The following is a 12,488-nucleotide window of genomic DNA, read 5'->3' as shown; positions in this document are numbered from 1 at the left end:
GGCGAGCGATGAAGCGCCTGCGCATCGAGCACCAGACCGGCTTCGTCTACCAGGGCGACGCCACGGCCTCGTACAACGAGGCGCGGATGCTCCCGCACTCCACCGACAGCCAGTTCGTGTTGAGCTCGTCGCTCGACATCGAGCCGTCGACGTCGGTGAACCAGTACGTCGACTACTTCGGCACGCGGGTCGCGGCCTTCGACGTGATGACTCCGCACTCGTCGCTGACGATCACGGCACGGTCGCTCGTCGAGGTGCGTCCGCGCCCTATCGAGCACGCCGACATGACGTGGGAGGCGCTGGCCGCCGAGGCGTCCGGCTCGCTCGAGACGGTCGAGCAGCTGACGCAGACCCGCCGCACGATGCCGCATCCCGACGTCGTCGAGCTCGCCCGGTCCATCGCCGCGCAGCACGACCGGCCGGGCCCCGCGGCGCACGCCATCGCCGAGGCCGTCGGCGACGCCATCGAGTACATGCAGGGCGTGACCGGCGTCCACTCCACCGCGACCGACGCGTGGGAGGCCCGCAAGGGCGTCTGCCAGGACATCGCGCACGTCACGCTCGGGGCCCTGCGCGAGGTCGGCATCCCGGCCCGTTACGTCTCGGGCTACCTGCACCCGCGTCCGTCCGCCGAGGTGGGAGAGGCCGTCACCGGCGAGTCCCACGCCTGGGTGGAGTGGTTCGCGGGGGACTGGCAGGGGTTCGACCCGACGAACAACATCGAGATCGGCGACCGGCACGTGCTCGTGGGGCGCGGCCGCGACTACAACGACGTGCCGCCGCTGCGCGGGGTCTACGCGGGTCCCGGCAAGAGCCAGCTCAAGGTCAAGGTCACCATCACGCGCGAGACGTGACGCGCGGTCCCCTCCGCGTCCCGGACGGGGCCACGGCGCCGGCGACGCGTGCCTGCACCTCGCGGTGCAGGTCGACGAGGCTGTGCTGCTGGCCGAGCTCGTTCCGGCGCGCCCACTCGTCGAGGGTGATGCGCATCTCGACGCCGGTGAGGCCGGCGGCGGTGCGCACGTCGAGTTCGGAGGCGCCGATGCGTTCCGCGATCTCGGGGATGAAGCGGTCGGACGACGTGATCTCGCGGCGGATCGCCGCGCCGAGCAGCGCGGGCTCGTGGGCCAGGAGCCGTCGCACGCGCAGGTAGCGCTCGCGGGCGTCCGCGTCCGCGTCTAGCTGACCGAGCTCGCGTCGGAACACCGCGCGGAGCGCCGCCGTGAGGGCGGCGATGTCGTCGCCCTCCTCGCCGACGCCGGCCAGGGCCTCGACGAAGCGGGCGTCGTCGACGAAGACGGCCTGCTCCTTCGTGCCCGCGAGGCGGAAGAACGTCCGCGGCGAGACGCCTGCACGCGCGGCGATCTCATCGACGGTGGTCCCGCTGACGCCCTTCTCCTCGAACAGGTCGAGGGCGGCGGCGCAGATCTCCAGCGACGTCTCGCGGCGCCGGCGATCGCGCAGCCCGCCGAGGGGTGCCGGGTCGGTCTCCATGCGGCTAGAGTAGTCCATGTCTTATTGGCAGTGACTGTCAACTTGTCTTCGTCTGCTCAGATTGGTCCCCCATGGTCGCCACCGGAACGGTTCCCGCCGCCTCCTCGTCCTCCTCGCGCCCGGCCGCACGCCCGGGCGCGGTCATCGCCCTCCTCGTCGTCGCCGCGTTCGTCGTCATCCTCAACGAGACGATCATGGGCGTCGCCCTGCCCGAGCTCATGCGCGAGCTCGACATCACCGCCGCCACCGCGCAGTGGCTGACGACGGCCTTCCTCCTGACGATGGCCGTCGTCATCCCCGTGACCGGATTCCTCATCCAGCGGTTCCCGCTGCGCTCCCTGTTCTTCGCGGCGATGGGGCTGTTCACCCTCGGCACGGTCGTCGCCGCGGTCGCGCCCGGCTTCGGGGTGCTGCTCGTCGGTCGCGTGGTCCAGGCCTCCGGAACCGCCATCATGATCCCGCTGCTGTTCACGACGGTGCTGAACGTCGTCCCCGCGCACCGCCGCGGCCGCATGATGGGCCTGATCTCGATCGTCATCTCGGTCGCCCCGGCGGTCGGTCCGACCGTGTCCGGGCTGATCCTGTCGGTGTTCCCCTGGCGGGCGATGTTCATCGTCATGATCCCGATCGCCCTCGTCGCGATCGCGCTCGGCGCCCGTTGGGTGCGCAACCTCGCCGACACCGCCCGCGTCACCCTCGACGTCCTCTCGGTCGTCCTGTCCGCCATCGCGTTCGGCGGCATCATCTTCGGTCTGTCGAGCATCGGCGAGGCCGCCGGCGGCCACGCGGTCGTCCCCGTCTGGATCCCGCTGGTCCTCGGCGCGGTGGCGCTCGCGGCGTTCGTCGTGCGCCAGCTGCGTCTGGCCGGGAGCGACCGCGTCCTGCTCGACCTCGGCGTGTTCCGGCACTCGACGTTTTCGATCGCGGTCGTGCTCGTCGTGGTCGCCATGACCACGCTGTTCGGCGTGCTCATCCTGCTGCCGCTGTACCTGCAGAACGTCCTCGGCCTCGGCACCCTGCCGACCGGGCTCATGCTGCTGCCGGGCGGTCTGCTCATGGGCCTCATGGCGCCGATCGTCGGCAACCTCTTCGACCGTTTCGGCGCCCGGCCGCTGGTCCTGCCCGGCTCCATCGTCGCGAGCCTCGCGCTGTGGGGTTTCGCGACGCTGTCGGCCTCGACGCCCGTCGGGCTGGTCGTCGCGGTGCACTGCCTGCTGAGCCTCGGCCTGGCGTTCATGTTCACCCCGCTGATGACCTCGGCGCTGGGCTCGCTGCCGCGGCCGCTCTACCCCCACGGGTCGGCGATCGTCTCGACGGTGCAGCAGCTGGCCGGCGCCGCCGGCACGGCGGTGTTCGTCACGCTCATGACGGTCGGTTCGGCGTCGGCGCTGGCCGACGGGGGGACCTCGACGGTGGATGCCACGGCGAGCGGCATCCATTCGGCGTTCTTCACGGCCGCGTGCCTGTCCCTGGCCGTGATCGTCCTGGCCGCGTTCGTGCGGACGCCGACCCCCGCCTCCGCCCCGGCGCCCACCGCGCACTGACGGCACCGTCTCGGCAGGAGCGTGTGCTCTCGCGAGCCGGTAGCGTGGTCTGACCACATTCGACGTGCGGGGGTGTCCATGGTCCGGCGGCAGCTGCCCAAGGTCGGCGAGCTCCTCGAGCTCATGCAGTTCAAGAAGCCCGAGCTCGATCCGCGGACGCGACGGCTCGAGGCGGCCCTGACAGTCGCGGACCTCCGCACGATCGCCAAGCGGCGGACGCCGAAGGCGGCGTTCGACTACACCGACGGCGCCGCCGAGGGGGAGCTGTCGCTCGACCGCGCGCGGAGGGCGTTCGAGGACATCGAGTTCCACCCCGACATCCTCCGCCCGGCGGCCGAGGTCGACACCGCGTGCGAGATCCTCGGCGGCCCGTCCGCTCTGCCGTTCGGGATCGCCCCGACGGGGTTCACCCGTCTCATGCAGACCGAGGGTGAGAGCGCCGGGGCGTCCGCCGCGGCAGCGGCCGGCATCCCGTTCACCCTGTCGACCCTGGGCACGACGTCGATCGAGGGGGTGAAGGCGGCCAACCCCGTGGGGCGCAACTGGTTCCAGCTCTACGTCATGCGGCAGCGCGAGCTCTCGTTCGGTCTGGTGGAGCGGGCCGCGGCCGCCGGCTTCGACACGCTCATGTTCACCGTCGACACCCCGATCGCGGGGGCGCGCCTGCGCGACAAGCGCAACGGCTTCTCCATCCCCCCGCAGCTGACGGTCGCGACCATCGTCAACGCGATCCCGCGCCCGTGGTGGTGGTACGACTTCCTCACGACGCCGAAGCTCGAGTTCGCCTCGCTGACGACGACCGGCGGCACCGTCGGCGAGCTCCTGAACGCCGCGATGGATCCGACGATCAGCTACGACGACCTCGACGTCATCCGCGGGATGTGGCCCGGAAAGCTCGTGGTGAAGGGGGTGCAGAACGTTCAGGATGCCGCCCGCCTGATCGACCGCGGCGTCGACGGGATCGTCCTGTCGAACCACGGAGGTCGTCAGCTCGACCGTGCGCCGATCCCGTTCCGGCTGCTGCCGTCGGTCGTGCGCGAGGTCGGGAAGGACGCCACGATCATGGTCGACACGGGGATCATGAACGGCGCCGACATCGTGGCATCCATCGCCCTGGGGGCGAAGTTCACCCTCGTGGGGCGCGCGTACCTCTACGGCCTGATGGCCGGGGGACGGCAGGGCGTCGACCGCACGATCGCCATCCTGCGGAGCGAGATCGAGCGGACCATGACCCTGCTGGGGGTGTCGTCGCTCGACGAGCTCGAGCCGCGGCACGTCACGCAGTTGACGCGCCTCGTACCGGTCGCGCCGTAGGCGGCTCGCGCTCAGCGGCAGACGGGCCAGCCCAGGCCGAGGAACCCGCCGCCGATGCGCACCGAGCCGTTGGCGTCGGCGGTCCATCGCGATGACAGGTACGCACGGACGGTGACCGTCGATCGCTCGAACGGGAAGAAGAAGCGGTCCCGAGGGATGGAGGCCGCGCGTGCGTTCCCCGGGATGCCGCGGGCGACCTCGACCCCGTCGACGAGGATCGCGAACTCCGCCACCGCCGGGCCGTCCTGCCGCCAGACGATGATCGGTCCGCTCGAGTCGTCCACGCAGTCGACGACAGCGGGCGGGATCATCTGCCGGGCGACGACGGTCCCGGATGCCGCCGTCCCCGCGCTCCACGATGCCCAGGCCGGGGCGGGGGAGAGCAGGAGGGCGGGCACGACGGCGACCGCCGCGAGGCGGAGGTCTCTGCGCCTGGTCGGGCGGGGGTTGTCGTCGCCGGGCACGCCCGCCTCTCCCGGCCGGCCGGGGTCGTCGGGGGTGTCGGCGTCCTCACCGGCGTTCTCGTCGTCGTCGCGGCCGCGGCGGGTGCCGACGGCGAGGCACCCGAGGAGGACGACCGCCGTCACGGCGAGGGGGACGACGTTCCCCGTCCGCGCCCACACGGACGGCAGCCCGACCCACGGAACGCGGAGGACCCCCACGCCGGACACCGCCTCCGGCGAGACCGGGGTGCTGTCCGCCGCCGGATTGGCATCGCCGCGGGTGACGAGCATGCCGTCCGCCCGGACCGACTCGAGCCGGTGCAGGCGCAAGCGGTCCGGACGGTCGGGGTCGACGGCGAGGAGCACTCTCCCCGGTACGAGGTCCTCGGGGCCGACCGGCATCGCGACGACGACGTCCCCGACCTCGATGGCCGGGCTCATGGATGCCGACATGACGCTGGTCGGCATCCACCCGACGACCGCGGGCACGGCCGCCCAGAACACCAGACCGAGGGCGAAGGCGAGGACGGCGCGCGCGACCGCCACCGCCGCGAACGCCGTCCCCGCGGCGAAGCGGCGGGGCGGCACGGGTCAGCTGTTCTGCGCTTCCCAGACGAACGTCGTGCTCGCCGTGCCGCCCTGGACGCTGTTCGGCGCGTCGGCGTCGAGCTGCCAGGAGAAGCGGTACGTGCGGCTCTCCGGCGGCGCGCCGGCCGGGCTCCACGACGGTGCGCCGCCGGCGAACGAGGTGTGTGCGGAGGTGAACTGCGCGACGGTGCCGCGGAAGACGGCGTCGCCCTCGGGCTGGAAGCCGTCGCACGACCCCGACCCGCCGCCGGTGCCGACCTCGACCGCGAGCGCGAGGTGGTCGGGCAGGGCGTTGGAGCCCGTGGCATCCACGGCGTAGAGGCGGACGTCGGAGGCGAGCGAACCGGTCGAGGTGACGGTGATGCAGGTGGTGCCGCCGTCGCCGGGCTTGGCATTCGGGACGGTGAAGAGCGCCTGTCCGGCGTCGTCGTCGTCGAGCTGGACGGTCCCGGCCCGCCACGAGTTGCCGTCGTTCGACGTGGTGTCCGAGAACGCGGCGTACGAGCTGGATGACACGACGATGCCGGCCGCGACGAGGGCGGCGGGAACGGCGATCCAGGTGGCCAGGCGCGACGATCTCCGGCTGAATGTCGACATTGCAGATCTCCCCAAAAGATCGATGGATGCGAACACCGGAAGGCTAGGGAAAAGGCCTTGGCTCTCGTGCGACGCGCCGGACGGCTTGACAGGGTGGTCTGCGGGATGAGATCAGGGCCGGGTCGGGCCTGTCGCTCGGCGTGAGGCGGGCGCCGAGGCGGCGGCCGACCCGAGGGTCAGGGTCGAGAGCAGGCCCATCGTGAGGAAGGCGGCGGCCGTGAAGGCGGCGGCCCGGGTGCCGTCGCTGAAGGCCGCGCGGGCGGCGTCGGCGAGTTGCTCCGTCTGGGGCGACTGGTCGAGGCCGGCGATGGCCGCGCCCGCGCTGTCGACGACGAGGGACACGACCTCGTCGCGGCGGTCGGCGGGGACGCCGTCGTCCTGGAGAGTGGATGCCAGGGCCGCTCCCGTCGTGGAGAAGAGGACGGTTCCGAGGATGGCGACCCCGAGGGCGGCGCCGAGCTGCCGCGAGGTGGACTGCGTCCCCGATGCCTGTCCGCTCGCGGAGGCTGGGACATCGGCGAGGACGACTCCCGTCAGCTGGGCCGTGGCGAGTCCGACGCCGAGCCCGTAGACGAAGAGCGCCGGGACGAGGGGCCCCCAGGCGGCATCCGGCGAGATGAGCAGGGCGACGCCCGCGACGCCGACGATCTCGGCGACGAGCCCGCCGCGGACGAGATGGACGGGGGCGACGCGACCGGTCAGTGCTCCGGCGAGCCCGCTCGCGACGAACGAGCCGACGGCGAGGGCGAGAAGCAGCAGTCCCGTCTGGAGCGCGTCGAAGCCCAGGACGAACTGCAGCCAGAGCGGCAGCGCCAGGATGATGCCGAACTCGCCGAGGGAGACGACCGCGGCGGCGATGTTGCCGTTGCGGAACGAGGTGAGCGAGAAGAGACGGAACGCCAGGAGGGTGGAGCGCCCGGTCCGCTGCCGGTGCAGGCCCCAGGCGATGAACGCCGCGAGGGCGGTCGCGGCGACGGCGAACGCGACGGGGACGGGGGAGAGGGCGAAGGGCCAGGTGGCGTCGCCGAGGGTGGGGGCGGTGGCGGTGGTCCACCAGCCGTAGGTGCGGCCCTCGATGAGACCGAAGACGAGCGGGCCCATGGTGAGCATGGACAGGACGGCCCCGACGACGTCGATGCGCTCGCGCTCGTCGCTGCGCGACTCGGCGACGGTCAGAGCGACGCCGACGAGGATGAGCAGGCCGAGCGGGATGTTGATGCCGAACGCCCAGCGCCAGGAGAACGCGGTGGTGAGCCACCCGCCGAGGAGCGGGCCGAGGGCCGCCATGCCGCCGATCGTCGATCCCCAGACGGCGAAGGCGATCCCTCGTTCGCGTCCGCGGAAGGTCGCGTTGATGAGCGACAGGGTGGTCGGGAGGATCATCGCACCGCCGACGCCCTGCGCCAGCCGGGCGAGGATGAGCAGACCGCCGGTGGGGGCGAGCGCCGCGCCGACGGAGGCGAGGGCGAAGACGACGACACCGGTCTGCAGGAGCCGGCGACGGCCGAACCGGTCGGCGAGGCTTCCGAAGACCAGCAGCAGGGAGGCGAAGACGAGGGTGTACGCCTCCTGCACCCACTGCACCTCGGTGGAGGTGATGCCGAGGTCGTCGACGATCGGGGGGATCGCGACGTTCACGATGGTGCTGTCGACGATGATGAGCGACACCGCGATGCTGATGAAGACGAGCCCGGCCCATCGGGGGCTCGGAGTGATCTGCGCCATGTTGCTAGCTTATCTAGCTAGTTCGATGGTGGCGTCGGGTGCGGCTGGTCCCTCCGTCGCCCCGGTTATGCCGTCGGGCGCGGGTGGGCTCCGGTCGTGCGGGTGGTCCGGGGCGTGCGCTCGTTGGCCGGGAGGGGGATCGCGGTCGTGCCGGCGACCTCGTCGCTGAAGTCCTCGGGTTCGGGCGTGATCGTCGTGATGGGACGCGTCTCGTCGAGGGTCAGCAGGAAGCGGCGGGTCTCGTGGCGGTGCACGCGGCCGGAGGCGAGGGTCCACGCCACCCCGATGCCGCACGCGACGAGGGCCATGATGCCCGCGAGTCCGATGGCGACGCGGGGACCGAACTCGGCGGCGACCCAGCCGACGACGGGGGCGCCGACGGGCGTCCCGCCCAGGAGGATCGCCATGTACAGCGCGAGGACGCGGCCGCGCAGGGCGGGGTCCGTGCTGGTCTGGACGTAGCCGTTCGCCGTCGTGAGGGTCGTGACGACGCAGAAGCCCGTGAAGACGAGGGTGGCCGCGTACGCGCCGTAGCTCGGTGCCACGACCGACGCGAACGAGGCGAGGGCGAAGCCGCCGGCGCCGACGACGACGACCCGCATGCGGGCACGTTCGCGGCGGGCGGCGAGCAGGGCGCCGGCGAGGGAGCCGATCGCCACGAACGAGCTCAGAAGCCCGAAGCCGTCCGCGCCGCGACCGAACTCGAGGGCCATCGTCGAGGCAAAGATGGGGAAGTTCATCCCGAAGGCGCCGAGAAGGAACACCATCACGAAGATGACGACGAGGTCGGGACGGCGGGCGACGTAGCGGAACCCGTCCGCGAGGCGTGCCGGGCCCGTTCCGCGGCGATGGGGGATGAGCTCGTGCGTCCGCATCAGCACGAGCGCGACGATCATCGCGACGAAGGTGGACGCGTTGACGAGGAACACCCAGCCGGTGCCGAGCACGACGATCATGACGCCGGCCACGGCCGGGCCGATGAGGCGGGCGGTGTTGAAGGATGCGGCGTTCAAGGCGACGGCGTTGGACGCGTTCTCCCGGGCCACGAGATCGGAGACGAACGTCTGGCGGGCGGGATTGTCGAACGCGGTGATGACGCCGAGGGCGAAGGCGAACCCGTACATGAGCGGCAGGGTCATGACCCCGGTCACGACCAGGATGCCGAGGGCGACGGCCAGCAGGAGCAGCGCCGTCTGCGTGCACATGATGAGCTTGCGACGGTCGAAGCGGTCCGCCACCCACCCGGTGACGCCCACGAGAAGCAGGGGTGGGGCGAACTGCAGCGCCATCGTGACGCCCATCGCCGCGGCGTCGTTGTCGGTCAGCTCGGTGAGGACGACCCAGTTCTGCGCGGTCGCCTGCATCCAGGCGCCGATGTTGGACACCAGGGCGCCGATGAACCACACGCGGTAGTTGAAGACCGCGAAGGACCGGAACATGGCTGAGCTCACCTGTCCGCCACCTTTCTCATGATCTCCGCTGCGTCGGCGAGGGTCTGCCGTTCGCGTTCGTCCAGTTCTGCGAGTGCGTGCTCGAGCCACGCATCGCGTCGGCGCACGGTCTCGTCGACGACGGCGACGCCGTCCTCCGTGAGCCTGATCGTCACGCGTCGACGGTCCGCCGGGTCCGGCGTCCGGGACACGAAGCCGGCATCCTCGAGCAGCGACACCGTGCGATTCATCGACGGCGCGGTCACCCGCTCGCGGTCGGCGAGCTGACCGAGGGTGTGTTCGCCGTGCACCGTCAAAGCGGCGAGCACGGCGAACTGCCCATCGCTCATGGTGTCGACCGCGCGCTCTGCGCGCAGCCGACGGGCGAGACGGAAAGTGGCCATGCGCAGCTCGGAAGCGTGCGCACTCAGGTCACGGGTGGGGGATTCGTCGACGCTGTCATTCATTGTCTCGATCGTTAGCCTAGCTTATTAGTCTTGCTAATGGTTCAGGGTGGGCGCTTTCCGGCCGAGGCTCGCCGCTTTGCGGCGGATCGCGCGTCCCTAGAACGGTGGTGGACCCATGTCGTCCCCCGTTCCGCCCCCGTCCTCCTCGCGCTCGACCTCGTCCGCGCCGTCGGGCGGGAACCGCGGCGCGCGGGGATAGGGCAGCGGCCGGTCGGTGTATTCGTACCCGGCCGGGGAGGTCCAGCGCAGGACGCCGCCGGGCAGCTGCTCCACGCGCCAGGCGGTGAACTGCTTCATCGAATGGTGCCGCTGGCAGAGCGTCGCGAGGTTGGCGACGACCGTGGGTCCGCCACGCGCGTAGTCCTCGGTGTGGTCCACTTCGCAGGAGACAGCGGGGAGGGCGCACCCGGGCGCCCGGCACGTTCGATCGCGTGCACGGATGAAGCGATCGATCGCGGCGGTGCGGTGGTACGTGTCGGTATGCAGGACCGCTCCGGTCACGGGATGCGTGATCACACGATCCCATGGGGTGGACGTGGCCTGGGCGATGCGGCGGGCGAGATCGAGGTCGATCGGTCCGTGGCCGACGAGCTCTGCGGGGTCGAGGTTCTCACGGGCCGGGCGCAGCATGCTCAAGGCGGGGATGGTGATCTGGACACGCGCGCGGATGGCGCCGAGCGTTCCGGGTCCGTCGGCGGTCGCGGTGGGGTCGAGAGCGGGGGTGCCGCTGAGGAGCAGGTCGGTGAGCACGTCGGCGCGGATCTGGTCCGCCGTGCGTGTGTCGGCCGTCACGGCATCCTCGCCCGTCCTCTCCGTCGCGCTCGCGTCATCGACCGCCGGTCCGATGAAGTGGCCGTCGGCGCCCGCTGCGTTCGCCCCGTGGCCGTCGGCGCCCGCCGCGTTCGCCCCGTGGGGGTCGTCGCCGGCCGCTCCTGTCCTGCTCCCGTCGGTGCTCGCTCCGGGGGCGGAGGGAGCTCGGACGGCGTCCCGGCGTGCGTCCATGATCACGCGCGACATGCGCTGCAGGCGGTCCTCGACTGCGCGCGCCAGCGGGGTCGGCAGGGTCGCGATGAGCTGGGACATGCCATCGGCGCCGGGGATCACCCGCACCGTGCGGGTCTCGCGCGCGTCACGGTGTCGTTCGGTGACGGTTCGCGGGTGCGCCGCCTCGGCCGCCGCGAGGATGCGCGCCCGGGCCCGTGCGGGACTGCCCGTGCGCGCGATCGCCGCCGCCACGACGTCGAACGCAGGTCTCGCCCGGCCGGGCAGGTGCGCGCCGGCTTCCAGGATCTGACGAACGTGCGCTCGACTGATCGCTCCGGCTTCCCGGGCGGCCAAGGTGTCGGGGTAGTGGCGGACCAGGGTCGCCGCCTCGGTGATCTGCCGCTGCAGCGAGCGGTCCGACGCGTTCGTGGCCGCGGCGATCTCCCATGCGACGGACCGCAGTGCCATGTCCTGCGCCGCCACCGAGGGGCGCTGCTCCGCCGCCATCGCCTCGGCATACTCCCACGCCTCATGCAGGAGTCGCACACGCCCGGCCTCGGCTGCCGCGATCGCCGCGTCCAGGCGCTGGACGCCCCGGACGATCTCGGCCAGAGCGGCGGCTGCGGCGGCCCCGGGGCCAGCGGCGGACGGTGCGACATTCGAAAGCATGTCCCCACGCTAGGTGCGGGAAGAGCCTCTCGCCTCCCCGTCGACGTGCTTGGTGGAAAGGTCGTCAGGCTCCCCTCCTGGGGAGGAGGCGACGCGTCCTCACCATCCCTCCCCACCCCGAAAATCCCCCGATCGCCTGTGGAAAGCCGAGGCCGCTCGGTGCACCCCGCCTAGACTCGGCGCATGCCGGAATTCGTCGATGCCTTCGGGGTCACCATCGTCTACGACGTGTACGAGGTCGACCGCCCTCGCGGCGTCGTTCAGCTGCTGCACGGCGTCGGAGAGCACGCCGGTCGATACGCCGCGCTCATCGATGCCCTGACCGCGGCCGGGTACGTCGTCTACGCCGACGACCATCGAGGTCACGGCCGCACCGGCCTGCGTCAGTGGGGCGGCGATCACTCCAAGCTGGGCCGTCTGGGGCCCGGCGGTCACGATGCCGCCCGGGATGCCGTCTGGACCCTGACCCAGCGCATCCAGGAGGAGCATCACGATCTGCCGCTCATTCTGCTCGGTCATTCGTGGGGCTCGTTCCTGGCGCAGATGATCCTGGACCGGCATCCGGAGGCCTTCGATGCCGTGGTCCTGAGCGGGTCCGCGTTGCGGATGCCGGGCTCGCTGAACGCCGGGGATCTGAACGCGCCCTGGAAGAAGGACGCCGTGTCGGGGATGGAGTGGCTGTCGAGCGACGAGCAGGTGGGCGTGGACTTCGTGTCCGACCCTCTGACGACGGATGCGCCTCTCCTCAAGCTGTTCGGCCCGATCGAGGCGGCCCGGCTGTTCGGGCGGCCGAAGCGCGCCCTCGGTCGCGATGTGCCGGTGCTGCTCATGGTCGGGAGGGACGACACCGTCGGAGGTCCGCGGAGCGTCCGCCGGCTGGCGGACGCCTATCGGTCCCGGTCGGGGCTGACGGACGTCACGACGCTCGTCTATCCGGGCGCCCGTCACGAGATCTTCGCCGAGGTGCAGCAGGCCGAGGTCCGAGAGGATCTGCTGACCTGGCTGGATGCGCGCGTCCCCGCCCGCCCCTGACGCCTGCCTCGCGCCGACACCGTGCGTCCCGCGCGGACGACACGCGTCCCTCACCCCCCCCGGCCCCGCCGCACCCCCGGTCCTAAGAACACTCCTCGCACCAACCTCCTCCCGCCGCCCGAAACCCGCGGTCCCCGTGCGAACACGCTCGTACGGCGCACCACCCCTCCCGCTCGCAATAGCTGTCCAATGACTCATCGA

At 71.7% G+C, this 12,488-nt stretch carries 11 protein-coding genes; 4 read left to right on the top strand and 7 right to left on the bottom strand.

Translation table 11 applies throughout. From position 1 onward, the window contains the following. Window positions 1–8 precede the first annotated feature (8 nt). On the top strand, window positions 9–854 hold the full coding sequence (locus ACO03V_RS00885; protein ID WP_423136255.1) for a transglutaminase family protein: 846 nt from the start codon (window positions 9–11) through the stop codon (window positions 852–854). Here ACO03V_RS00885 and ACO03V_RS00880 read toward each other — a convergent pair. Continuing rightward, entirely contained in the window at window positions 838–1,494 is a 657-nt protein-coding gene (locus tag ACO03V_RS00880) for a TetR/AcrR family transcriptional regulator (protein ID WP_423136254.1), read from the bottom strand. The two genes, ACO03V_RS00885 and ACO03V_RS00880, sit on opposite strands and share 17 nt — an antisense overlap. Window positions 1,495–1,565: 71 nt before the next feature. Here ACO03V_RS00880 and ACO03V_RS00875 point away from each other — a divergent pair, with 71 nt between their 5' ends. Further along, window positions 1,566–3,038, top strand: a complete 1,473-nt coding sequence (locus ACO03V_RS00875) for an MDR family MFS transporter (protein ID WP_423136253.1) — start codon at window positions 1,566–1,568, stop codon at window positions 3,036–3,038. A 78-nt stretch (window positions 3,039–3,116) separates the two neighbouring features. After that, window positions 3,117–4,352: an alpha-hydroxy acid oxidase gene (locus ACO03V_RS00870; protein WP_423136252.1), complete on the top strand. Its 1,236-nt coding sequence runs from the start codon at window positions 3,117–3,119 to the stop codon at window positions 4,350–4,352. A gap of 11 nt (window positions 4,353–4,363) precedes the next feature. On the opposite strand, the gene ACO03V_RS00865 is transcribed toward ACO03V_RS00870, so the two are convergent. From ACO03V_RS00865 to ACO03V_RS00840, 6 genes are all read right to left on the bottom strand, one after another. After that, window positions 4,364–5,383: a signal peptidase I gene (locus ACO03V_RS00865; protein WP_423136251.1), complete on the bottom strand. Its 1,020-nt coding sequence runs from the start codon at window positions 5,381–5,383 to the stop codon at window positions 4,364–4,366. A 3-nt stretch (window positions 5,384–5,386) separates the two neighbouring features. Further along, window positions 5,387–5,980: a TasA family protein gene (locus ACO03V_RS00860; RefSeq protein WP_423136250.1), complete on the bottom strand. Its 594-nt coding sequence runs from the start codon at window positions 5,978–5,980 to the stop codon at window positions 5,387–5,389. A gap of 111 nt (window positions 5,981–6,091) precedes the next feature. Continuing rightward, window positions 6,092–7,705: an MFS transporter gene (locus tag ACO03V_RS00855; protein WP_423136249.1), complete on the bottom strand. Its 1,614-nt coding sequence runs from the start codon at window positions 7,703–7,705 to the stop codon at window positions 6,092–6,094. Between the two features lie 65 nt (window positions 7,706–7,770). Further along, complete coding sequence (locus ACO03V_RS00850) at window positions 7,771–9,144, bottom strand: MFS transporter (RefSeq protein ID WP_423136666.1); 1,374 nt, start codon at window positions 9,142–9,144, stop codon at window positions 7,771–7,773. An 8-nt stretch (window positions 9,145–9,152) separates the two neighbouring features. Beyond that, complete coding sequence (locus tag ACO03V_RS00845) at window positions 9,153–9,539, bottom strand: MarR family winged helix-turn-helix transcriptional regulator (RefSeq protein ID WP_423136248.1); 387 nt, start codon at window positions 9,537–9,539, stop codon at window positions 9,153–9,155. Window positions 9,540–9,698: 159 nt separating this feature from the next. After that, window positions 9,699–11,255, bottom strand: coding sequence for a DUF222 domain-containing protein (locus ACO03V_RS00840; RefSeq protein WP_423136247.1), 1,557 nt, complete (start codon window positions 11,253–11,255; stop codon window positions 9,699–9,701). Between the two features lie 183 nt (window positions 11,256–11,438). Here ACO03V_RS00840 and ACO03V_RS00835 point away from each other — a divergent pair, with 183 nt between their 5' ends. Then, window positions 11,439–12,287: an alpha/beta fold hydrolase gene (locus ACO03V_RS00835; protein ID WP_423136246.1), complete on the top strand. Its 849-nt coding sequence runs from the start codon at window positions 11,439–11,441 to the stop codon at window positions 12,285–12,287. The last annotated feature ends 201 nt before the right edge of the window (window positions 12,288–12,488 follow it).

Origin of the sequence: Microbacterium sp. HMH0099 (genome assembly GCF_049384025.1) — a bacterium.
GTDB lineage: Bacteria > Actinomycetota > Actinomycetes > Actinomycetales > Microbacteriaceae > Microbacterium.
The sequence above is the reverse complement of the archived record's forward strand: the minus strand, read 5'-3'. Positions and strand labels throughout refer to the sequence as shown.